The 23,383-nt window shown below is 54.8% G+C and carries 22 protein-coding genes and 2 pseudogenes; 14 read left to right on the top strand and 10 right to left on the bottom strand.

Annotated features, from left to right (window positions below):
- Nucleotides 1–18: 18 nt before the first annotated feature.
- From recF to dnaA, 3 genes are read right to left on the bottom strand one after another with little or no spacing between them, the layout of a single operon-like run.
- Nucleotides 19–1,092, bottom strand: coding sequence for a DNA replication/repair protein RecF (gene recF / locus C3406_RS18680; RefSeq protein ID WP_103824249.1), 1,074 nt, complete (start codon nt 1,090–1,092; stop codon nt 19–21).
- A complete protein-coding gene (gene dnaN / locus C3406_RS18675; protein WP_103177630.1) occupies nt 1,092–2,195 on the bottom strand; it encodes a DNA polymerase III subunit beta in 1,104 nt (367 codons plus the stop codon). Before dnaN ends, recF begins: the two co-directional genes overlap by 1 nt.
- Nucleotides 2,196–2,199: 4 nt before the next feature.
- Complete coding sequence (gene dnaA / locus C3406_RS18670) at nt 2,200–3,600, bottom strand: chromosomal replication initiator protein DnaA (protein ID WP_103177629.1); 1,401 nt, start codon at nt 3,598–3,600, stop codon at nt 2,200–2,202.
- 322 nt (nt 3,601–3,922) lie between these two features.
- Here dnaA and C3406_RS26910 point away from each other — a divergent pair.
- The 13 genes and pseudogenes from C3406_RS26910 to C3406_RS18605 all read left to right on the top strand — a co-directional run.
- Nucleotides 3,923–3,973: pseudogene (locus C3406_RS26910) on the top strand (hypothetical protein); the annotation flags it as partial.
- A 230-nt stretch (nt 3,974–4,203) separates the two neighbouring features.
- Nucleotides 4,204–4,344, top strand: a complete 141-nt coding sequence (gene rpmH, locus C3406_RS18660; protein ID WP_003849659.1) for a 50S ribosomal protein L34 — start codon at nt 4,204–4,206, stop codon at nt 4,342–4,344.
- 16 nt (nt 4,345–4,360) lie between these two features.
- The gene (gene rnpA, locus C3406_RS18655; RefSeq protein ID WP_014072458.1) at nt 4,361–4,720 is read left to right on the top strand and encodes a ribonuclease P protein component; all 360 of its coding nucleotides are present in this window, start codon (nt 4,361–4,363) and stop codon (nt 4,718–4,720) included.
- Entirely contained in the window at nt 4,684–4,941 is a 258-nt protein-coding gene (yidD, locus tag C3406_RS18650; RefSeq protein ID WP_072036746.1) for a membrane protein insertion efficiency factor YidD, read from the top strand. The genes rnpA and yidD overlap by 37 nt, the downstream gene beginning before the upstream one ends.
- Nucleotides 4,942–4,943: 2 nt before the next feature.
- Nucleotides 4,944–6,587, top strand: a complete 1,644-nt coding sequence (gene yidC / locus C3406_RS18645) for a membrane protein insertase YidC (RefSeq protein WP_103824248.1) — start codon at nt 4,944–4,946, stop codon at nt 6,585–6,587.
- A gap of 74 nt (nt 6,588–6,661) precedes the next feature.
- Nucleotides 6,662–8,026, top strand: coding sequence for a tRNA uridine-5-carboxymethylaminomethyl(34) synthesis GTPase MnmE (mnmE, locus tag C3406_RS18640; protein ID WP_103824247.1), 1,365 nt, complete (start codon nt 6,662–6,664; stop codon nt 8,024–8,026).
- Between the two features lie 194 nt (nt 8,027–8,220).
- Nucleotides 8,221–8,298, top strand: a complete 78-nt coding sequence (gene tnaC, locus C3406_RS26905; protein ID WP_350028380.1) for a tryptophanase leader peptide — start codon at nt 8,221–8,223, stop codon at nt 8,296–8,298.
- A 228-nt stretch (nt 8,299–8,526) separates the two neighbouring features.
- Nucleotides 8,527–9,942 (top strand): annotated as a pseudogene (gene tnaA / locus C3406_RS18630) (tryptophanase).
- A gap of 90 nt (nt 9,943–10,032) precedes the next feature.
- Nucleotides 10,033–11,289, top strand: coding sequence for a low affinity tryptophan permease TnaB (gene tnaB / locus C3406_RS18625; RefSeq protein ID WP_103824246.1), 1,257 nt, complete (start codon nt 10,033–10,035; stop codon nt 11,287–11,289).
- A 132-nt stretch (nt 11,290–11,421) separates the two neighbouring features.
- Nucleotides 11,422–12,597 carry an MFS transporter gene (locus tag C3406_RS18620; protein WP_103824245.1) on the top strand — a complete coding sequence of 392 codons (1,176 nt, stop codon included), beginning with the start codon at nt 11,422–11,424 and terminating at the stop codon, nt 12,595–12,597.
- Entirely contained in the window at nt 12,566–13,528 is a 963-nt protein-coding gene (gene yidZ / locus C3406_RS18615) for an HTH-type transcriptional regulator YidZ (protein ID WP_103824244.1), read from the top strand. Before C3406_RS18620 ends, yidZ begins: the two co-directional genes overlap by 32 nt.
- Before the next feature lie 143 nt (nt 13,529–13,671).
- Nucleotides 13,672–14,418 carry a 4'-phosphopantetheinyl transferase family protein gene (locus tag C3406_RS18610; protein WP_103824243.1) on the top strand — a complete coding sequence of 249 codons (747 nt, stop codon included), beginning with the start codon at nt 13,672–13,674 and terminating at the stop codon, nt 14,416–14,418.
- A 38-nt stretch (nt 14,419–14,456) separates the two neighbouring features.
- Nucleotides 14,457–15,023 (top strand): NADPH-dependent FMN reductase, encoded by a 567-nt coding sequence (locus tag C3406_RS18605; protein ID WP_103824242.1) that lies wholly within the window; start codon nt 14,457–14,459, stop codon nt 15,021–15,023.
- Nucleotides 15,024–15,072: 49 nt separating this feature from the next.
- On the opposite strand, the gene adeP is transcribed toward C3406_RS18605, so the two are convergent.
- Nucleotides 15,073–16,407 carry an adenine permease AdeP gene (adeP, locus tag C3406_RS18600; RefSeq protein ID WP_139156311.1) on the bottom strand — a complete coding sequence of 445 codons (1,335 nt, stop codon included), beginning with the start codon at nt 16,405–16,407 and terminating at the stop codon, nt 15,073–15,075.
- A 168-nt stretch (nt 16,408–16,575) separates the two neighbouring features.
- Here adeP and yieH point away from each other — a divergent pair, with 168 nt between their 5' ends.
- Nucleotides 16,576–17,241 carry a 6-phosphogluconate phosphatase gene (gene yieH / locus C3406_RS18595; RefSeq protein ID WP_103177619.1) on the top strand — a complete coding sequence of 222 codons (666 nt, stop codon included), beginning with the start codon at nt 16,576–16,578 and terminating at the stop codon, nt 17,239–17,241.
- Between the two features lie 36 nt (nt 17,242–17,277).
- Here the strand turns inward: yieH and C3406_RS18590 are convergent, their stop codons facing one another.
- The 6 genes from C3406_RS18590 to pstS form a co-directional block, all read right to left on the bottom strand.
- Complete coding sequence (locus tag C3406_RS18590; protein ID WP_476629942.1) at nt 17,278–18,426, bottom strand: esterase; 1,149 nt, start codon at nt 18,424–18,426, stop codon at nt 17,278–17,280.
- 156 nt (nt 18,427–18,582) lie between these two features.
- Nucleotides 18,583–19,308 (bottom strand): phosphate signaling complex protein PhoU, encoded by a 726-nt coding sequence (phoU, locus tag C3406_RS18585; RefSeq protein ID WP_103177617.1) that lies wholly within the window; start codon nt 19,306–19,308, stop codon nt 18,583–18,585.
- Nucleotides 19,309–19,322: 14 nt separating this feature from the next.
- The gene (pstB, locus tag C3406_RS18580; RefSeq protein ID WP_103177616.1) at nt 19,323–20,096 is read right to left on the bottom strand and encodes a phosphate ABC transporter ATP-binding protein PstB; all 774 of its coding nucleotides are present in this window, start codon (nt 20,094–20,096) and stop codon (nt 19,323–19,325) included.
- A gap of 47 nt (nt 20,097–20,143) precedes the next feature.
- Complete coding sequence (gene pstA / locus C3406_RS18575; RefSeq protein ID WP_103824240.1) at nt 20,144–21,034, bottom strand: phosphate ABC transporter permease PstA; 891 nt, start codon at nt 21,032–21,034, stop codon at nt 20,144–20,146.
- Nucleotides 21,034–21,993: a phosphate ABC transporter permease PstC gene (pstC, locus tag C3406_RS18570; protein ID WP_103177614.1), complete on the bottom strand. Its 960-nt coding sequence runs from the start codon at nt 21,991–21,993 to the stop codon at nt 21,034–21,036. The genes pstA and pstC overlap by 1 nt, the downstream gene beginning before the upstream one ends.
- A 128-nt stretch (nt 21,994–22,121) precedes the next feature.
- The gene (gene pstS / locus C3406_RS18565) at nt 22,122–23,162 is read right to left on the bottom strand and encodes a phosphate ABC transporter substrate-binding protein PstS (RefSeq protein ID WP_103824239.1); all 1,041 of its coding nucleotides are present in this window, start codon (nt 23,160–23,162) and stop codon (nt 22,122–22,124) included.
- Between the last annotated feature and the right edge of the window lie 221 nt (nt 23,163–23,383).

Below are 23,383 nucleotides of genomic sequence, written 5' to 3'. Positions count from 1 at the left end.
CGCTCATTTATTCTTGGGTTAATCCGTTATTTTACCCTTTTCCACGTTAAACATCTTCGAATTTTCGTCCGACATGTCTATTACGTGTTCAGCGCTAATCGCGCTGACGAAAACCTGCGACTGCGTGGCTTTTAAGCGGCTGGCAAGCAACCCGCGCCGCGCATCGTCAAGTTCCGAGGCAAAATCATCTATCAGGTACAGGCAACGTCGCCCGCTTTCACGGGTTAAGAACTCGCCCTGCGCCAGGCGCAGCGCGCACATCAGGAGTTTGAGCTGCCCGCGTGATAAGGTGTCTTCCACCGGCGCGCCATCGGCACGAATGCGGAAATCCGCCTTGTGCGGGCCATGCGCGGTGTAGGTCAGCATGCGATCGCGCTCGAAGCTTCGCTCCAGCACCTCGGCATAATCTGTCTCTTTCTCCCAGCCGCGCTGGAAGGAGAAGCTCAGGGAGAACTCGGGTAAAAACTGCTGGCAGGTGTCCGCCATGTCTTCCGCGATCCCGACGCTGTACTCCGCACGCCAGCGGCTAATCTGCTCCGCCAGCGGGATCAACTCTTTATCCCACGCCCGCAGTTGGGCGTAGCGGGTCACCTGGCGCAGCGCGGCATTGCGCTGTTTCAGCAGCCGCTTGAGGTTGCTCCAGGCGGTAAAGAAGCCCGCTTCGTTATGGAAGCATCCCCAGTCGAGGAAGGCTCTTCTGTATTTGGGGCCGCCATTGAGTAAAGTAAACCCCTCGGGGGTGATTAGCTGCATGGGCATCAGCAGCGCCAGCTCGGCCACTTTGTGCCCGTCGGTGCCGTCGATGCGTACCTTGCTGTCACCGTGCTTGTCTTTGGTCAGGCCGATGGCGGTCTCGTGTTCTTCGCCCCGTAAACGGCCATGAAGCACAAACGCGTCCTGCTCGTGGCGAATGACGCGGCCAATCTGCAAACTGCGAAACGCCCGGCCATGGCCGAGCGTATAGATGGCTTCCAGCACGCTGGTTTTGCCGCTGCCGTTGGCGCCAACCAGGAAGTTAAAGCCGGGGGATAAAGCAAGATCCGCGCTTTCGATATTGCGAAAGTCGCGGATCAACAGGCGGGTGAGCGACATTACAGTCTCATTGGCATGACAACATAAGCAGCCGACTGGGATGCGGCATCTTCAATTTGTACGCTCGACACGGAGTCGGTCAGCAGAATACGCACGTTCTCGCACTTCAGCGCGTTCAGCACATCCAGCACGTAACTGACGTTAAAGCCGATTTCCATCTCGGTGCCTGCGGCATAGGTGACATCCAGAATCTCTTCGGCCTCTTCCTGTTCCGGGTTGTTGGCCGTGATCTTCAGCTGGTTTTCGCTCACGTACAGACGCACGCCGCGGAATTTCTCGTTGGAGAGGATTGCCGCGCGGGCAAAGGCCTGCTTGAGGATATCGCAGCCCGCTTCCAGCGTTTTGTCCGGGTTCTTCGGCAATACGCGGCGATAATCCGGGAAGCGGCCATCTACCAGCTTGGAGGTAAAGATGAAGTCGCCCACGTGGGCGCGGATGTTGTTGCTGCCAATCTGCACGCGCAGCGGGGTTTCGCCGCCGTCGAGCATACGCATCAGCTCAATCACGCCTTTACGCGGTACGATTACCGAATGGTTCGGCAGCGTCACGCCAACCGGCATGGAGCAGACCGCCAGGCGGTGGCCGTCGGTGGCAACGGTACGCAGCTCTTCCCCTTCGGTTTCGAACAGCATGCCGTTTAAGTAGTAGCGAACGTCCTGATGCGCCATAGAGAACTGGGTGGCTTCAATCAGACGCTTCATGGTGGCTTGTGGCAGGGTGAATTCGACTTCACTCTGCCAGTCGTCCAGGTTCGGGAAGTCAGCAGCAGGCAGCGTGGAGAGCGAGAAACGGCTGCGGCCAGAGCGCACCAGCATACGGTCGCCTTCCAGCTGCACGGCAATCTCTGCCCCTTCAGGCAGTCCGCGGCAGATATCAAAGAACTTACGCGCCGGAACGGTGGTTGCGCCCGCTTCGTGAGGCTGAGAAAGCGTCACACGTGCGACCATTTCCATCTCGAGATCGGTCCCGGTCAGCGACAGCGTGCCGTCTGCCACCTGCAGCAGCAGGTTACCAAGAATAGGCAGCGTCGGGCGGCCGCCTAATGGGCCACTCACCTGTTGCAGCGGTTTTAATAAATGTTCACGTTCAACGGTAAATTTCATAGCATCACGATGATAATGTTCTGATTAAATTGGAGAAGTCTTCTTTTATGTCGTGGCTTTCTTCACGCAGCTGCTCGATCTTACGGCAGGCGTGCAGCACGGTGGTATGGTCACGGCCACCAAACGCATCGCCGATCTCCGGCAGACTGTGGTTGGTTAATTCCTTTGCCAGCGCCATCGCCATCTGACGCGGTCTCGCCACCGAGCGGGAACGACGTTTAGACAGCAAATCTGCCACTTTAATTTTGTAGTACTCCGCCACCGTCTTCTGAATATTGTCGATGGTGACCAGTTTTTCCTGCAGCGCCAGCAGATCGCGCAGCGCCTCACGCACGAAATCGATGGTGATCGCCCGTCCGGTAAAGTTGGCGTTAGCGATCACGCGGTTCAGTGCGCCTTCCAGCTCACGAACGTTGGAACGCAGACGCTTGGCGATAAAGAACGCCACCTCGCCCGGCAGACGAATGTCGTTCTCGTCGGCCTTTTTCATCAGGATCGCCACGCGGGTTTCCAGCTCCGGTGGCTCGATCGCCACGGTCAGGCCCCAGCCGAAGCGCGATTTCAGACGATCTTCAACCCCGTTAATCTCTTTTGGATAGCGATCCGAGGTCAAAATGATCTGCTGATTGCCTTCCAGCAGCGCATTGAAGGTGTGGAAGAACTCTTCCTGGGATCGTTCTTTATTGGCAAAGAACTGGATGTCATCGATCAGCAGCGCATCAACGGAACGGTAGTAGCGTTTAAACTCTTCGATCGCGTTGTTTTGCAGGGCTTTTACCATGTCCTGAACGAAGCGCTCGGAGTGCATATACACCACTTTGGCATTGGGCTTACGCGCCATGATGCCATTGCCTACCGCATGCAGCAGGTGCGTTTTACCCAGGCCGGTACCGCCATAAAGGAACAGCGGGTTATAGGCGCCGCCCGGGTTATCTGCCACCTGGCGCGCTGCCGCGCGGGCCAGCTGGTTCGATTTACCTTCGACGAAGTTATCAAAGGTGTGTTTGACGTTAACGTTAGAGCGGTAGGTCGGCTCTGCCGGTGCCGGGACGTTATCCCAACCCGCACGCGGCGCAGGGGCGACGCGCGGCATCTGAACCTGCGCGGTCTGCGCGGGCGCAGCGGCGACGTTAACGGTCTCTTTAAGGGTTTGGGTGACCGGTTTAGTGCCCACTTCAAAACGCAGCTGTGGGGCATCGGCACCGCAAAATTCGTTTAGCAGTCCGTTGATATTATTGAGGTATTTGTCCCTGACCCAATCGAGCACAAAACGGTTTGGCGCATACAAAGCCAGCGTGTTATCGCTCAGTTCCGCCTGCAACGGGCGGATCCACATACTGAATTCTGTGGCTGGTAACTCATCCTGCAATCGGGCAAGACACTGCTGCCAAAGCGAAAGTGACACGGCGGACTCCACTCGAACATAAAAAGAAAGCTATTGAATAGTCGTGATTGTTGACACACGTCGAAAGAACCCGGCGTTTAGGGGGACGTGCGAACCGCTATCTGCGGTTTTTTTACCTGCTCTGGATCCTGGGATCGCGATCAGGACCGCGGATCATAGCCTAAACTGAGCCAGAGATCTTCTGTTTCTCACAGTTTCTTCCCGATTTATCCACAGGAGGATCGAAACGGGGTAAGTGTAAACGATCCTGGCGAAGCGACCCCGCGATTTAGGCCGCATATTGGAAAAATTAATGAGTAGCGATAATTTTTTGCTTAAATGATCTAACGAAGATCCTGGACGATCCTTGCGATTTGCCCTGGAGCCCGTATAATTCCCCACCCGGCGCGTGGGACTCGATTTCCTGCGTCTGACGCTGCTCAATTTGCACGCTAAAAACGTGCGGAAAGACGCGGGAAATAAGGAAAGAGAATTGACTCCGGAGTGTACAATTATTACAATCCGGCCTCTTTAATCACCCATGGCTTCGGCGTCCATCGTTCGTTATTCGTTCGGACTCCACAAAAAGTCATTGAATTTATTCAAGTTTAGGTAGAAATCGCCATGAAACGCACTTTTCAACCGTCTGTACTGAAGCGCAACCGTTCTCACGGCTTCCGTGCTCGTATGGCTACTAAAAATGGTCGTCAGGTTCTGGCACGTCGTCGTGCTAAAGGCCGTTCACGTCTGACCGTTTCCAAGTAATTAAGCTAACCCCTGAGTGGTTAAGCTAGCATTTCCCAGGGAGTTACGTTTGTTAACTCCCACTCATTTCACTTTCGTCTTCCAGCAGCCACAACGGGCTGGCACGCCGCAAATCACCATTCTCGGCCGCCAAAATTCGCTGGGGCATCCCCGTATCGGTCTCACTGTCGCCAAGAAAAACGTTAAGCGTGCGCATGAACGCAATCGGATTAAACGTCTGACGCGTGAAAGCTTCCGTTTACGTCAACATGAACTGCCTTCTATGGATTTCGTGGTGGTGGCTAAAAAAGGGGTTGCCGACCTCGATAACCGTGCTCTCTCGGAAGCGTTGGAAAAATTATGGCGCCGCCACTGTCGCCTGGCTCACGGGTCCTGATCGGCCTTATCCGGGTCTATCAACGCCTGATTAGTCCGCTACTCGGGCCACACTGTCGTTTCAGACCGACCTGTTCGCAATACGGAATTGAGGCATTGCGCAGGTTTGGAGTGATAAAAGGCAGTTGGTTGACGGTGAAACGCGTATTAAAATGCCACCCTTTACACCCAGGTGGAGACGACCCCGTCCCTCCAGGACCTTTTGATACCAGAGAACACTAACGATGGATTCGCAACGCAATCTTCTTATCATCGCTTTGTTGTTCGTGTCTTTCATGATCTTCCAGGCTTGGGAGCAGGACAAAAATCCTCAACCTCAGCAGCAGGTCACGCAGACAACGACCACCGCAGCGGGTAGCGCCGCCGACCAGGGCGTACCGGCCAGTGGCCAGGGGAAACAGATTACGGTTAAGACCGATGTGCTTGAGCTGACTATCAACACCCGTGGTGGTGATATTGAGCAGGCGCTGCTGTTGACCTACCCGAAAGAGCTGAAGTCTTCCGAACCTTTCCAACTGCTGGAAACCACGCCTGAGTTTATCTATCAGGCACAGAGCGGCCTGACCGGTCGTGATGGCCCGGATAACCCGGCTAACGGTGCGCGTCCGCTCTATAACGTAGATAGCGATACCTTTGTGCTGGCTGATGGTCAGAACGAAATCACCATTCCGCTGACCTACACCGACGCCGCGGGTAACACCTTCACCAAAACCTTCACCCTGAAACGCGGTGAGTTTGCGGTAAACGTGGGCTATAACGTACAGAACGCCGGTGCGAAGCCGCTGGAAGTGTCGACCTTTGGTCAGCTGAAGCAGTCCATCAATCTGCCGTCGCACCGCGACACCGGTAGCAGCAACTTCGCGCTGCACACCTTCCGCGGCGCAGCGTACTCTACGCCGGATGCGAAATACGAGAAATACAAGTTCGACACCATCGCCGATAACGAAAACCTGAACGTCAGCTCCAAAGGCGGCTGGGTTGCGATGCTGCAGCAGTATTTCGCTACCGCGTGGATCCCGAATAACGACGGTACCAACAACTTCTATACCGCGAACCTGGGTAACGGTGTTGCCGCTATCGGCTATAAGTCTCAGCCGGTTCTGGTTCAGCCGGGTCAAACCGGTACACTGACCAGCACCCTGTGGGTCGGCCCGGAAATCCAGGACAAAATGGCTGCCGTGGCGCCGCACCTGGACCTGACCGTAGACTACGGTTGGTTGTGGTTCATCTCTCAGCCGCTGTTCAAGCTGCTGAAGTGGATCCACAGCTTCCTGGGTAACTGGGGCTTCTCCATCATCGTTATCACCTTTATCGTTCGTGGCATCATGTACCCGCTGACCAAAGCGCAGTACACCTCCATGGCGAAGATGCGTATGCTGCAGCCGAAGATTCAGGCGATGCGTGAGCGTCTGGGCGATGATAAACAGCGTCAGAGCCAGGAGATGATGGCTCTGTACAAAGCCGAGAAAGTGAACCCGCTGGGTGGCTGCTTCCCGCTGCTGATCCAGATGCCTATCTTCCTTGCGCTCTACTACATGCTGATGGGCTCCGTTGAGCTGCGCCACGCGCCGTTCGCGCTGTGGATCCATGACCTTTCCGCACAGGACCCGTACTACATCCTGCCGATCCTGATGGGCGTGACGATGTTCTTCATCCAGAAGATGTCGCCGACCACCGTGACCGACCCGATGCAGCAGAAGATCATGACTTTTATGCCGGTCATCTTCACCGTGTTCTTCCTGTGGTTCCCGTCAGGTCTGGTGCTGTACTATATCGTCAGCAACCTGGTAACCATCCTTCAGCAACAGCTGATCTACCGTGGTCTGGAAAAACGTGGCCTGCATAGCCGCGAAAAGAAAAGCTCCTGATCCCAAGTAGGCTGTAGCTAAAATAAAGGCGGTCATCAGACCGCCTTTTTTATTGCGTTAAGAAGAGACAAACCATGAGCCATAACGACACTATCGTCGCCCAGGCAACCCCACCGGGACGCGGTGGTGTGGGCATTCTGCGTATCTCCGGCCTGAAGGCGCGCGAGGTGGCAGAAGCGGTGCTGGGTAAACTGCCAAAGCCACGCTATGCCGATTATCTTCCCTTTAAAGATAGCGACGGAACGGCGCTGGATCAGGGCATCGCACTCTGGTTCCCGGGCCCGAACTCCTTTACCGGTGAAGACGTGCTCGAACTGCAGGGCCACGGCGGGCCGGTGATCCTCGACCTGCTGCTAAAACGCATTCTGACCCTGCCGGGCCTGCGTATCGCGAAGCCGGGCGAGTTCTCCGAACGCGCCTTCCTCAACGATAAGCTCGATCTGGCGCAAGCCGAGGCGATTGCCGACCTGATCGACGCCAGCTCCGAACAGGCCGCGCGTTCGGCGCTGAACTCGCTGCAGGGCGCCTTTTCCGCGCGCGTTAACCATCTGGTGGAAGCACTTACTCACCTGCGCATCTACGTGGAAGCAGCCATTGATTTTCCGGATGAGGAGATCGACTTCCTCTCCGATGGCAAAATCGAAGCCCAGCTTAACGAAGTGATGAACGATCTCAACGCGGTACGCGCCGAGGCGCGTCAGGGCAGCCTGCTGCGCGAAGGGATGAAGGTGGTCATTGCCGGGCGTCCGAACGCCGGGAAATCGAGCCTGCTGAATGCCCTGGCGGGGCGTGAAGCGGCGATTGTCACCGACATAGCCGGCACCACCCGCGACGTGCTGCGGGAGCATATTCATATCGACGGTATGCCGCTGCATATCATCGACACCGCGGGCTTACGCGATGCCAGTGACGAAGTGGAGCGTATCGGTATCGAGCGCGCCTGGCAGGAGATCGAGCAGGCCGACCGGGTGCTGTTTATGGTCGACGGGACTACCACCGCCGCCGTTGACCCTGCCGAGATTTGGCCGGACTTTATCGCCCGCCTGCCGGCAAAACTGCCGATCACCGTGGTGCGCAACAAAGCGGACGTTACCGGCGAAACGCTGGGTATCAGCGATGTGAATGGTCACTCACTTATCCGTCTGTCGGCACGTACCGGCGAGGGCGTGGATGAGCTGCGCAACCATCTGAAGCAGAGCATGGGCTTTGATACCAGCATGGAGGGCGGCTTCCTCGCCCGTCGTCGCCATCTGCAGGCGCTGGAAGAGGCGGCACAGCATCTGGATCAGGGTAAAGCCCAGCTGCTCGGCGCCTGGGCCGGAGAGTTGCTGGCAGAAGAGCTGCGCCTGGCGCAGCAGGCGTTAAGCGAGATCACCGGGGAGTTTACCTCGGATGATCTGCTGGGTCGCATCTTCTCCAGCTTCTGCATCGGGAAATAAACCCGTTGCAGTTAACTGCAAAAAGCCGCAATAGCATCGCTGTTATTGCGGCTTTTTCTTTTCCCATATTACCGGAATAAATACCAAATACGCCTGTTATATTCTCTGTGATTACAATCACAATTAATATCATCGCGCATAGACAAATATTCTCATTCGAATAGTGTAGTAGCGTGTCTAATGAGGATAAATCAATGATGATTATCTTAAATACATATATCACATCTAAGTGGTTCAATATTGACAATAAAATTGTCAATCACCATCCTTAATCTCCCTTCGCTTCTCATTCTCTATGCAACCTGAATAGATTAACACTCTATTTATCCGGTATGCCTGAAATTATTGCGCCCGTAAGGCTGCAATTGTGCCTCTGCACGTCTCTGTCGGTGGAATATATTCTCCCGTTTGCGTAGCGGTATGGCAGGTCCGGGCATGCCTGTATTAATGGTTATTAAAATAGCCACCAGCACCGCTGCGATAAAAACAGGAATGATATAATGGAAAACTTCAAACATTTACCAGAACCATTTCGCATCAGAGTTATTGAGCCGGTTAAACGCACCACAAGGGAGCATCGCGAAAACGCTATTATTAAATCGGGGATGAACCCTTTCCTGCTGGATAGCGAAGACGTATTTATTGATTTACTGACCGACAGCGGCACCGGCGCGGTCACACAAAATATGCAGGCCGCCATGTTGCGCGGTGACGAAGCCTACAGTGGAAGCCGGAGTTACTACGCGCTGTCTGACGCGGTGAAGGAGATTTTCGGCTATCAATATACTATCCCGACCCATCAGGGGCGCGGCGCGGAGCAGATCTATATTCCTGTGTTAATCAAAAAACGCGAGCAGGAGAAGGGATTAGACCGCACAAAAATGGTCGCCTTCTCTAACTACTTTTTTGATACCACACAGGGTCATAGCCAGATAAATGGCTGCACCGTGCGCAACGTCTATATTAAGGAAGCATTCGATACCGGCGTCCGTTACGATTTTAAAGGCAACTTTGACCTGCAGGGTCTGGAAAACGGCATCGAAGAGGTGGGGCCGAGTAACGTGCCTTATATTGTCGCAACCATCACCAGTAACTCCGCCGGTGGGCAGCCAGTGTCGCTGGCGAACCTGAAGGCGATGTATGCGATTGCCAGAAAATACGATATCCCGGTGGTCATGGATTCTGCGCGCTTCGCAGAAAACGCCTACTTTATTCAAAAACGCGAAGCGGAATATAAAGACTGGACTATCGCGGAAATAACCCGGGAAACCTACAAGTACGCGGATATGCTGGCGATGTCCGCCAAGAAAGATGCCATGGTGCCAATGGGCGGGTTGCTGTGCATCAAAAACGATGACTACTTCGACGTCTACACCGAGTGCAGAACGTTGTGCGTTGTCCAGGAGGGGTTCCCGACTTACGGTGGCCTTGAAGGTGGCGCAATGGAGCGTCTGGCTGTCGGCCTGCATGACGGCATGGGCCAGGACTGGCTGGCGTACCGGATTAATCAGGTGCAGTACCTGGTTGACGGCCTGGAAGCCATCGGGGTGGTTTGCCAGCAGGCAGGGGGCCATGCTGCCTTTGTGGATGCGGGTTAGTTATTGCCGCACATTCCAGCAGAACAGTTCCCGGCGCAGGCGCTGGCCTGTGAGCTCTATAAAGTGGCGGGTATTCGTGCAGTGGAAATCGGTTCGTTTTTATTAGGCCGCGATCCGAAAACCGGTAAACAATTACCTTGCCCGGCAGAGCTGCTGCGTTTAACCATTCCACGCGCAACCTACACGCAATCGCATATGGATTTCATCGTCGAAGCCTTTAAACACGTTAAAGAAAATGCGAAGAATATAAAAGGATTAACCTTCACCTACGAACCTAAAGTATTACGCCACTTCACTGCAAAACTCAAAGAAGTTTAACCTTCTGTCCCCGGGTGGTTAAATAATGTTAGCCACCCGCAAAGTAAATATATCAATAACATCAGGCTTACCATAATTGATGGGGGCACCATGGATAATGCTTTAGAATTAGAGACTAAACACTCTTCGGTTTGGGGTGTCATGGTTATAGCAGGTACCGTTATTGGCGGGGGGATGTTTGCTTTACCCGTGGATCTGGCAGGGGCATGGTTTTTTTGGGGTGCGTTTATTTTAATTATCGCCTGGTTTTCAATGCTTCACTCCGGGTTGTTATTGCTGGAAGCGAATTTAAACTATCCTGTCGGTTCAAGTTTTAATACGGTCACCAAAGATCTGCTTGGCAATAAATGGAATATCGTAAGTGGTTTCACGGTCGCCTTTGTGCTTTATATCCTGACCTATGCCTATATTTCGGCCAACGGCGCAATCATAAGTGAAACCATCGCCATGAATCAGGGCACCCATATGAACCCGCGCATTGTGGGTGTCAGTACGGCGCTCTTTGTCGCGGCGGTGTTGTGGTTCAGCTCATTAGCCGCCAGCAGGATCACCTCGCTGTTTTTAGGCATTAAGATCATCGCCTTTATCGTTGTTTTTGGGTCATTTTTCTTTCAGGTTGATTACTCGATATTAAGAGACAGCAACGTTACCTCTGCCAGCAATACCACCTACTTCCCCTATATCTTTATGGCCCTGCCCGTCTGCCTGGCATCGTTTGGTTTTCATGGCAACATTCCCAGCCTGATCATCTGCTATGGGAAGCGGAAAGATAAGCTGATCAAAAGCCTTGTGTTTGGCTCGCTGCTGGCGCTTTTTATCTATCTGTTCTGGTTGTATTGCACGATGGGGAATATCACCCGCGACAGCTTCAACGAGATCATCTCGTCAGGGGGCAACGTCGATTCGCTGGTGAAATCTTTCCTTGGCACCCGGCAGCATGGGGTCATCGAATTTTGTTTACTGGTTTTCTCCAATTTAGCCGTCGCCAGCTCCTTCTTTGGCGTCACGCTAGGCTTGTTCGATTATCTTGCCGACCTCTTTAAACTGGATAATTCCCCCTCCGGTCGTCTGAAGACGATCATGCTGACCTTCCTGCCGCCCACTTTGCTCTACCTTATCTTCCCGAACGGCTTTATCTACGGAATTGGCGGTGCCGGGTTATGTGCAACCCTATGGGCGGTCATTGTCCCGGCCCTGCTCGCGTTGAAAGCGAGACAGAAATTCCCGGATAAGATGTTCACCGTCTGGGGAGGGATGGTGATCCCTTTCATGGTGATCCTCTTCGGTGTCGTGGTCATTTTTTGCTGGTTCGGTAATACTTTTAATTTCCTGCCGCGCTTTGGTTGATCCTGCCTGCATACCCGTAAGCCACCTCTCGCTGAGGTGGCTTTCCTGCCAGGAAATCACCTTTGTCCAAATGGCAACTCGCTAAACCTCTCTTCTCCCCCTATGCTTCATGCCTGCATTTATGGGGGGTTTATGGCTCGTTTTCTGTTTTGTAGTTTTGCGCTGGTGCTGCTTTATCCATCGGGCATTGATATGTATCTGGTGGGGCTGCCGCATATCGCCCGCGATCTGGGCGCCAGCGAAGCGCAGCTGCATATCGCGTTTTCAGCCTACCTCGCGGGGATGGCGTCATCGATGGTGTTTGCCGGGAAGATTGCCGATAAAGCCGGGCGTCAGCCCGTCGCCATTACCGGGGCTGTGATATTTGCCCTGGCATCGGTACTCTGTTCTCTGGCGCAGGAGAGTACGCTGTTTCTGGCCGGGCGCTTTATTCAGGGCATCGGCGCGGGCGGCTGCTACGTGGTGGCGTTTGCGATTTTGCGTGACACCTTAAGCACCCAGCGACGCGCCAAGGTGCTCTCCATGATAAACGGTATCACCTGTATTATTCCGGTGCTGGCGCCGGTGGTGGGCTACCTGATCATGCTGCAATTCCCGTGGCAGAGCCTCTTCTGGGCCATGGCGGCGATGGGAATGCTGGTCTTTATCCTCTCTATCGCGGTGCTGAAAGAGACCCATCCAGGAGCGCAAAACCATACTCACACCGCGTCGGTTCCGCCGGAGGAGACGCTGCTTAACCGCTTCTTCATCAGCCGGCTGCTGATCACCACCCTGAGCGTGGCGGTGATCCTGACCTATGTAAACGCTTCCCCGTTATTATTAATGGAAATCATGGGTTTCGATCGCGGCGAGTATTCCACAGTAATGGCGTTAACCGCGCTGGTCAGCATGGCCGTCTCCTTCTCGGCGCCGTTTGCGCTGAATATCTTCAGTCAACGTACGCTGATGCTGTCCTCCCAGGTGCTGTTCCTGGCGGCGGGCGTGGTGCTGGCGACAGCCAGTTCCCCAACCTTGATGCTGGCGGGTATCACTCTGGTTTGCGCCAGGTTCTCAATGGGGTTTGGTGTGGCGATGAGCCAGGCATTAGGCCCGTTTGCGCTGCGAGCGGGAGTGGCAAGCTCGGTGCTGGGTATTACTCAGGTCTGCGGCTCGTCGCTGTGGATTTGGCTGGCGGCGATAATCGGGCTGAATGCACTGAATATGCTGATCGGGGTTCTGATTGGCTGTAGCATGCTCGGCATCACCCTACTTATGGTCATCCGGCCCGCAGCACATCATGAAGAAGCCCCTCAGCAGTCTCGATCTTAACCTGTTGTTGTGCCTGCAGCTTTTGCTGCAGGAACGCAGCGTCACCAAAGCCGCGAAACGGATGAACGTTACCCCGTCCGCGGTGAGTAAATCGCTGGCGAAGCTGCGCGACTGGTTTGACGATCCCCTGTTTGTGAAGACCCCTCTGAGGCTACTGCCCACCCCGCTGACGGTGAGTCTGGAACAGGATCTGGCCGACTGGATGCAGATTGGCAACCAGATCCTCGATAAATTCCACCATGACTCTCCCGGCGGCCTGACCTTTGAGCTGGCGGCGGAAACGCCGCTGATGCTGATCCGCTTTAACGCTCTGCTGGAACAGGTGAATCAGCGTTACCCACAGGCGACTGTGAAGATGCGCCACTGGGATTACGATTCGCTGGACGCCATTACCCGCGGGGAGGTCGATCTCGGTTTTACCGGGCGCGAAACGCACCCGCGCTCCCGGGAGTTACTGAAGCTGATGCCGTGGTTTATCGACCACGAAATTCTCTTCAGCGACCGTCCGTGCGTCTATCTGCGTGAGGACCATCCTGCCCTTCAGGAGACGTGGGATCTGGAGACCTTCCTGCGCTATCCCCATATCAGCATCTTCTGGGAGCGGAGCGACACCTGGGCGCTGGATGAAGTGCTGAGAGAGATGGGGCGTACGCGTAATATCGCCATGAGCCTGCCCGGATTCGAGCAGTCAATGTTTATGGCGGCGCAGCCGGGCCATAACTACATTGCCACCGCGCCGCACTACTGCCATCACTATAATCAGCTCCACCAGCGGAAGCTGGTTGCCCTGCCGATCCCCATCGATGAAGCGCAGGCGCAAAAGCTCACCGTCCCCTTCACTCTGATCTGGCATAAGCGTAACAGCCACAACCCTAAAATCCTCTGGCTGAGAGAAACCATTAAGGCGCTGTATGGTTCTCCATTGCGCTAATTGCCCGGTTTTTGGCTAAGCAAATGTAAAGTTCCGCTGCAAACCTTCCCTTACCCCCATTTAGCCATTAAAACAGTAGATAAGTTAAGCGATAATGATGTAAACGTTTAACCCGTCTACTGACCATTATCATGGAGCGAAAAATGGCAACGCATTTTGCAAGAGGGACGCTGACCGAGGGGCGGCTGGTTTCGACCAGACTCTCTCCATCCTGTCATATCGAAGCGCGGAAGCTTCCGGAACATCGTCGAGCACGATTTTTGGCCTCCCGATCGCTGCTCGCTGAACTGATGTTTATGCTTTACGGCACCAGCGAGCTGCCGGACGTGATTACCGAACCTGAAGGGCGCCCGGTTTTTGCCGATCCTGAACTCCCCCGTTTTTCCATTGCCTACGCCGGCAATATTGTGGGTCTGGCGCTGACCACGGAAGGCGACTGCGGTCTGGATATGGAGCTGCAGCGGACCATTCGCAGCATGGATGGTACCCACGCTCATGACACCTACCCCTTGTCCAGCAACGAGAACTTATGGGTGCGTAATCAGCACGACCCCAACGAAGCCAGAGCACAGCTGATTACCCTGCGCCAGAGCATTCGTAAACTGTCAGGCGACGCCAATGACTGCGCCAGCCTGCTGCAACTGTTACCGGGTTCCGGTCGTCTGCGGGCGTCCAGAGCCGCGCAGGTGGAAGCCTTAAGCGATGCCGAAGATGTGTTGATCTGGTCTGTTGCCGTCACCCCGGTTATTGAACGGCTAAAAATCTGGTCATTCGATAGCCGCCTCGGATGGAACGGTCTGCCGGATGTTCCTGCCCGTGCCAACGAGCCGGCAGCACGCCTGATGCGGCTCACCAGTTTACCGGCGGAGAAAGCGATTACCCTCACCTGACCCTTCAGCAGGGCCATCATGATGAAGAAGGAGTAGTGATGTCTGATACGTTGAATGTTGTTACGTTACTGGGAAGCCTGCGCAAAGGTTCATTTAACGGCATGGTTGCCCGCACTCTGCCGAAGCTGGCGCCTGAAGGGATGGCAATTAGCGCCCTGCCGTCGATCGGCGATATCCCGCTGTACGACGCGGATGTGCAGCAGGAAGAGGGTTTTCCGGCTGCCGTAGAAGCGCTGGCAGAACAGATCCGCCAGGCAGACGGCGTGGTGATTGTGACTCCGGAATATAACTACTCCGTGCCGGGTGGCTTAAAGAATGCTATCGACTGGCTTTCTCGTCTGCCGGAGCAGCCGCTGGCAGGTAAGCCGGTGCTGATCCAGACCAGCTCAATGGGGGCGATTGGCGGTGCGCGCTGCCAGTATCATCTGCGCCAGATCCTGGTCTTCCTCGACGCGATGGTAATGAACAAGCCGGAATTTATGGGTGGCGTGATTCAGAACAAGGTCGACCCGCAGACGGGTGAAGTGATTGACCAGAGCACGCTGGATCACCTGAGCGGACAGCTGAGCGCGTTCGGGAAGTATATTCAGCGGGTTAAAGCGTAAAAGAAGAAACAAAAATTAAAGCCCTTTTCTGAGAAAAGGGCTTTTTTTATTACGCGTCGATAAACGCAATCTTCAGAATGAACAGCAGCGCAACGACCATCACGCACGGGCTGATTTCACGCCAGCGCCCGGTCCCCGCCTTCATGACACAGTAAGAGATAAAGCCCAGCGCAATGCCTTCGGTGATGGAGAAACTGAACGGCATCATCACCGCAGTGATAAACGCTGGCACCGCTTCGGTCAGGTCATCCCACTTCACGCGCGCCAGGCTGGAGGTCATCAGTACGCCGACATAGATCAGCGCGCCTGCGGCAGCGTAGGGCGGCACCATACCGGCCAGCGGAGAGAGGAAGATCACCAGCAGGAACAGCAGACCGACGACGACAGCGGTCAGACCGGTACGGCCACCCACGGAGACCCCGGAAGAGGATTCGATGTAGGCGGTCACAGAGGAGGTACCGATAAAGGAGCCGGTCACGGAGGAGATGCTGTCCACAAACAGCGCCTGCTTCATGCGCGGGAATTTGCCCTTCTCATCCGCCAGACCAGCCTTGTCGGTCACGCCAATCAGCGTCCCGGAGGAGTCAAACAGGTTCACCAGCATGAAGGAGAAGATCACCCCGGCCAGGCCCAGGTTCAGCGAGCCCGCCAGATCGACATGGCCAATCACCGTGGAGACGCTCGGCGGCGCGGAAACGATGCCGTTGTAGTGTACATCGCCCAGCATCCAGCCCAGCAGGGTGGTGACAATAATCGACACCAGCACCGCCGCGTGGATATTGCGGGAGGCCAGAATCGCGATGATGAAGAAGCCCAGCACACCCAACAGCACGCTGTGGGAGGTGAGTTTACCGATGCTGACCAGCGTTTCCGGGTTCGCCACGATCACACCGGCGTTTTTCAGCCCCATCATGCCAATAAACAGGCCGATACCGCTGGTGATACCTACGCGCAGGCTGACCGGGATATTGGCAATCATCCAGTAACGCACGCGGAAAATGGTCAGCAGCAGCAGACCGACCGCCCCCCAGAAGATAGCGCCCATGCCCACCTGCCACGGCAGGCCCATCGCCTGAACCACGACGAAGGCGAAGAAGGCGTTGAGGCCCATCGCCGGTGCCAGAGCAACCGGCAGGTTAGCGAACAGCCCCATCAGGATGCTACCGAAGGCGGCGATAAGACAGGTCGTAACGAAGACGGCGCTGGTGTCCATGCCAGCAACGCCCAGAATTTGTGGGTTCACGAAAACGATATAGACCATCGTCAGGAAGGTGGTGAAACCGGCGATCACTTCGGTGCGTGCCGTCGTGCCGTGTTCGCGCAGTTTAAACACGCGCTCAAGCAAACCCGCGCCAGAAGACTGGGTAGTGTGTTGTTGACTCATTATCTATTTCCGAACAGGGAGGGAAAATCCGTCGCTATCCTATACCAAAATGCGACAATAGGGGCGGTTGTGAGGTACTTTTTTTCATTGCATCTGCTTATACGGCAACGATTGCGTCACACCGTTATGCATAACGTAAACGTTAAACTTGTTAAGAAAGGGAAAGGCATGTCTCAGATTGATGCGGTATTTTTCGACTGCGACGGTACGCTGGTCGACAGTGAGGTCATCTGTTCCCGGGCGTATGTCACCATGTTCCAGGAATTTGGTATCACGCTCGATCTCGAAGAGACCTTCAAACGCTTTAAGGGCGTGAAGCTCTACGAGATCATCGACATCATTAATGCCGAACACGGCGTCAGCCTCGCGAAAGCGGATCTGGAGCCTGTTTACCGCGCCGAGGTCGCACGCCTTTTCGACTCGGAACTGGAAGCGATCGCCGGGGCCAGCGCCCTGCTGGATGCCATGGCGGTGCCGATGTGCGTGGTCTCTAACGGCCCGGTGAGCAAAATGCAGCACTCCCTTGGCAAGTTACAGATGCTGCACCATTTCCCGGAAAAACTGTTCAGCGGCTACGATATTCAGCGCTGGAAGCCCGATCCGGCCATGATGTTCCATGCGGCGAAAGCGATGAACGTCAACGTCGAGAACTGCATCCTGGTGGATGACTCCAGCGCAGGCGCGCAGGCGGGGATCGCCGCGGGCATGGAGGTGTTCTACTTCTGCGCCGATCCGCACAACCCGCCGCTCGACCATCCGAAGGTGACAACCTTTACCGATCTGGCGCAGCTGCCGGCACTGTGGAAAGCGCGCGGCTGGAATATTACCCGCTAAGCAAATGCCCTCCCCCTATGGGGAGGGCTGATATTTTTACTTAAAGAGTTTTTGTACAAATTCCGCATAGGCCGGACGCCAGACGTCCATTTCGTGATTCAGTCCGGGATACAGCTTGTAGTCAAATTTAATGCCCTGCTTTTCCAGCTCCGCTTTCAGCCCGGCGATATCTTTTCCGGTTACCGAATCATGCTCCCCTACCACTACCGTAAAATTATGCAGCTGTCCGTTGATAACATCGGGCTGCTTAAATCTTGCGGCTACGCCCTCGTCCGGTACGGTAGTTGTGGTAACGCCGCTGAAGGTTCCCAGCCAGCCAAAGCTGTCCAGGTGATTCATTCCGGAAACCAGCGCCTGGTATCCCCCCTGCGACAGACCCGCCAGCGCGCGGCCCTCCGCCTCTTTACGCACGTTGAAGCGGGTATCAATCAGCGGAACGATCTCGCTCATCAGCTCACGATCTGCGGCTTTAGCGTTGAGGTGATAAAAGGTTTTGCGTCTTTCGGCAGGCGGGAAGTTCTCAGGAATCGCCTCGGGAATGTCGGTCTCCGTGTCGGGCACGACCACCAGCATAGGTTTGATTTTCCCCTCGGCCATCAGGTTATCCATGATTTGCGGCAGGCGGCCCTGATCGATGGCTGAAAGGCCGGTATCCCCAAAACCATGATAGAAATAGAGAACCGGTAACGGTTCGCCTTTACCGTTATATCCCGGCGGGGTCCAGACATAGACGCGGCGTTCAGCATTGAGCGCCTGCGAATGCCAGGTCAGGGTGGTCAGATCGCCATGGGGAACCGGACGATCGTCCAGAATGCTGCCGGGGACCAGAATCAGGCTGGTATTGACCTGGCGCTGGGGTTTTGGATAGCGGCTGCCCGTGTCGCTGGAGCGAAAACCGTCAATATCGTAGAAATATTCATACAGGTTCGGAGCCATAGGCTCGCTTTTCCATGACCAGACGCCGTTTTTATCTTTCGTCATATCATGGGAAACCCAGGTTTCCGGCATTGATCCCGTCACCACGGAGACCCGCTTCGCAGCAGGCGCAAACAGGCGAAAGGTAATACTTTTATCCGTATTAACCTGCGTGACATAGTGGCTAACCGGCATCGCCGGATCGGGTGTGGCAGGAAAGGGGGCGGCGTTAACCGACATTCCAGTACTTATTCCAATACTGATTGCCATAGCCAGGCATGCTAATGATTTTTTCATGTTCCATCCTTTGCTGTTTTTCGTCCCACGTTAGCGCGTTTCGGTCGTCAGGCAACGGATGAAGGTAAATAATGTGATTGCACCAGAAATAATCACGCCAGTAAGTACTGGCGTGATGAGAGGAGGGTATTACTCTTTCGGATCTTTACCCGCCAGCATCTTGTCCAGCTCGTCGCCACCCACATGGCGGAAATCCTGGCCCTTCACGAAGTAGAAGATGTATTCGCAAATGTTCTGGCAACGGTCACCGATACGCTCGATAGAACGAGCGCAGAACAGTGCGGTCAGAACGCTTGGAATGGTTCGCGTATCTTCCATCATGTAGGTCATCAGCTGGCGCACGATGCCTTCGTACTCCTGGTCGACTTTCTTGTCTTCCCGATAAATACGTACCGCTTCATCCAGATCCATACGCGCAAAGGCATCCAGCACATCATGCAGCATCTGCACGGTGTGACGCCCCAGCGACTCCAGGCTCACCAGCAGCGGCTGGTGTTGCTGGGAGAATTTCTCCAGCGCAGTGCGGCAGATTTTGTCCGCCACGTCGCCAATACGTTCCAGCTCGGCGATAGTTTTGATGATCGCCATGACCAGACGCAGGTCGCTCGCTGTCGGCTGACGCTTGGCGATAATGCGCACGCAGGCCTCGTCGATCGCCACTTCCATCATGTTGACATGTTTGTCGCCTTCCACCACGCGCTTCGCCAGCTCGCTGTCCTGGTTATGCATTGCGGTGATCGCGTCAGAAAGCTGCTGCTCGACCATTCCGCCCATGGTCATCACCTGGGTGCGGATACTTTCCAGCTCTGCGTTGAACTGGCCGGAAATGTGTTTATTAAGATTGAGATTATCCATTGCGCACTCCTGAATCAGCCGTAGCGTCCGGTGATGTAGTCTTCTGTTTGTTTCTTCGCAGGCTTGGTGAACAGGTCGTCCGTTTTACTGAACTCAATCAACTCGCCCAGGTACATAAATGCTGTGTGGTCGGAACAACGGGCAGCCTGCTGCATGTTGTGGGTCACGATCACCACGGTGTAATCCGCTTTCAGCTCGGTGATCAGCTCTTCAATACGCCCGGTGGAGATCGGGTCCAGCGCTGAGCACGGCTCATCCAGCAGCAACACTTCCGGGCGAATGGCGATACCGCGCGCAATGCACAGACGCTGCTGCTGACCACCGGAGAGAGAGTACCCGCTCTGGTGAAGTTTATCTTTGGTTTCGTTCCACAATGCGGCTTTGGTCAAAGCCCACTGTACGCGTTCATCCATATCGGCACGGGAGAGCTTCTCGAACAGGCGCACACCGAAGGCGATGTTGTCATAAATCGACATCGGGAACGGCGTCGGTTTCTGGAACACCATACCCACTTTCGCGCGCAGCAGAGCGATATCCTGGGTATTGGTCAGAATGTTGTCGCCATCCAGCAGGATCTCGCCTTCAGCGCGCTGCTCGGGATAAAGCGAATACATTTTGTTAAAGGTACGCAGCAGCGTGGACTTACCGCAGCCAGACGGACCGATGAACGCGGTAACCTGGTTTTTAGCAATATCCAGGTTGATGTTCTTCAGGGCATGGAACTTACCGTAGTAGAAGTTCAGGTCACGAACCGAAAGTTTACCCGGAGCAGTATTCACCATACTCATTGACTCATTTCCTCATCCGGCGCCGCAGCGTGCCACGCCGTCAATAATTAACCGTGTTTCTTCTTCGCGAAAATAACGCGCGCCAGAATGTTCAGTAACAGTACGCACAGGGTAATAATCAGTACCCCGGCCCAGGCCAGTGACTGCCATTCGGCAAACGGGCTCATCGCAAATTTAAAGATCGTCACCGGCAGGTTGGCGATCGGCTGCATCATGTCCGTGCTCCAGAACTGGTTTGAGAGCGCGGTAAAGAGCAGCGGTGCCGTTTCACCGGCGATACGGGCAACGGCCAGCAGCACACCTGTCAGGATCCCCGAGATGGAGGCTTTCAGGGTGATGGCAGAAATCATCTTCCACTTTGGCGTACCCAGTGCGTAGGCCGCTTCACGCAGGCTGTCCGGCACCAGTTTCAGCATGTTCTCGGTGGTACGAATAACGATAGGTACCTGCAGCAGCGCCAGCGCAATCACACCCGCCCAGCCGGAGAAGTGTTCCATCTGCGCCACCACGATGGTGTAGACGAACAGGCCGACCACAATCGATGGAGCAGAGAGCAGGATGTCGTTGATGAAGCGGATCACTTCTGCAATCCAGGATTTACGGCCATACTCCGCCAGGTAAATACCCGCCATGATGCCAAGTGGCGTACCGAACACGGTCGCCCACAGGATCAGCAGGCCGCTGCCCGCCAGGGCGTTTGCCAGACCGCCGCCCGCCGTATTTGGTGGTGGGGTCATCTCGGTGAACAGCGCCAGCGACATGCCGTCGATACCGCGCGTTACCGTGGAGAAGAGGATCCAGATCAGCCAGAACAGACCAAAGGCCATGGTCGCCATGGAGAGCGTCAGGGCGAGGCGGTTTTTCATGCGGCGCTTCGCCTGCATTTTGCGGCGGGATTCCGCCAGCTCCGCGGTATTTTGCATTTCGAGCGTAGCCATTAGCGTGCCCCCTCATTTTTCGCCAGGCGCATGATCATCAGTTTGGAGATCGCCAGAACAATGAAGGTGATAACAAACAGAATTAGGCCCAGTTCCATCAGCGCGGCTACGTGCAGGCCCGACTCCGCTTCAGCGAATTCGTTTGCCAGCGCCGAGGTAATGCTGTTACCCGGCATATAGAGCGAGGCGCTGTCGAGCTGGTAGGTATTACCGATGATAAAGGTCACCGCCATGGTTTCACCCAGCGCACGACCCAGACCCAGCATAATGCCGCCGATTACCCCATTTTTGGTGAACGGCAGGACGATACGCCAGATCACTTCCCAGGTGGTGCAGCCGATGCCGTAGGCAGACTCTTTCATCATCACCGGGGTCTGTTCGAAGACATCGCGCATGACCGCCGCAATGTACGGAATAATCATGATGGCGAGGATCACGCCTGCGGCCAGGATACCGATACCGAAAGCCGGACCGGAGAACAGTGCGCCCACAAACGGGATAGCGGAAAGGACGTTACCTACCGGCTCCTGAAAGTAGGTCGCGAACAGCGGAGCGAAGATAAACAGACCCCACATGCCGTAAACGATACTTGGAATGGCCGCCAGCAGTTCAATGGCAATACCCAGCGGGCGTCGCAGCCAGTTTGGCGCCAGTTCGGTCAGGAACAGGGCGATACCGAAGCTCACCGGCACCGCAATCAGCAGCGCGATAAACGAGGTCACCAGCGTGCCGTAGATAGGCACCAGCGCACCGTAGATATCGTTCGGCGCATCCCACTCTTTGGTCCACAGGAAGGAGAAACCAAATTTCTGGATGCTCGGCCAGGAGGAGAAAATCAGGGACACGATAATGCCGCCCAGCAGCAATAGCACAATCAGCGCAGCCAGTTTTACCAGCGCGCTGAAAATCATGTCACCTTTTTTACCCGGAGGGTTAAATGCAGGCTTGGTTGCAGCCATAAATTACTCTTCTGTTTGAGACGTCTTACGAATATGCCCGGTGACGCTTACGCTTGCCGGGCCTACAGTCGGAACCGTAGGGCGGGTTAGCGCCAGCGCCACCCGCCATCTTCGTCAAAAATATCCTGTTAGTACAGCGCCTTACCGCTGCTGTCTTTCACGTTGGTTTTCCATGCAGCACGAATCTGCTCAACCACGCTGTCCGGCAGGCTGGCGTAATCCAGGTCGTTAGCCTGTTTGCCGCCATTTTTGTATGCCCAGTCGAAGAACTTCAGCACTTCAGCACCCTGCTCTGGCTTCTTCTGATCCTTGTGGACCAGGATGAAGGTGGTAGAGGTGATTGGCCATGCATTGTCGCCTTTCTGGTTGGTCAGATCCTGAGCGAAAGATTTGCTCCAGTCAGCGCCTTTGGCTGCGTTAGCAAAGTTCTCTTCGGTCGGGCTGACAGGTTTGCCGTCGGCAGAAACCAGTTTGGTGTACGCCAGGTTGTTCTGCTTGGCGTAAGCGTATTCTACGTAGCCGATGGAGCCAGGCAGACGCTGTACGAACGCGGCGATACCGTCGTTACCTTTACCGCCCAGACCGGTCGGCCAGTTAACGGTAGAGCCGGAACCGACTTTGGATTTCCACTCTTCGTTCACTTTCGCCAGGTAGCTGGTGAAGACGAAGGAAGTACCGGAACCGTCAGCACGACGAACCACAGCGATGTTCTGCGAAGGCAGCTTAACGCCCGGGTTCAGTTTGGTGATGGCTTCGTCATCCCATTTTTTGATTTTGCCGAGGTAGATATCACCCAGGGTTTTGCCATCCAGCACCAGTTCGCCGGACTTCAGGCCAGGGATATTTACCGCCAGCACAACACCACCGATAACGGTCGGGAACTGGAACAGGCCTTCCTGATTCAGTTTCTCATCCGACAGCGGAGCATCAGATGCGCCGAAATCAACGGTATTTGCGGTAATTTGTTTAACGCCACCGGAGGAGCCGATACCCTGGTAGTTCACCTTGTTACCAGTCTCTTTCTGGTAAGTATCAGCCCATTTGGCATACACCGGCGCAGGGAAGGTTGCACCAGCGCCAGTCAGGCTTGCCTCTGCAAATACAGAGAACGCGCTCATCGATAAGGTCGCGGCGACAACAGTTGCGACAGTGGTACGCATAACTTTCATAATGTCTCCTGCAAGATTTTCGTAAATCGTTGTTTAGTGGCTACGATGAGCAAAATAGGACAAAGAGGTGACAGATAAATGTACGAATTATGACAGTTTTATGACAACGAAAATCACGCAGAAAAACCGGTAAAATAATCTATCATTATCAATCGGTTATATTGAAATGTGACAGATTGATTTCAGGTAAATTTTCTTTCTGTGACACTGAAAAAAATAGC

It is taken from the genome of Leclercia sp. LSNIH8, assembly GCF_002920195.1.
Classification (GTDB): domain Bacteria; phylum Pseudomonadota; class Gammaproteobacteria; order Enterobacterales; family Enterobacteriaceae; genus Enterobacter.
This window is presented reverse-complemented; position numbering and strand designations above follow the sequence as displayed.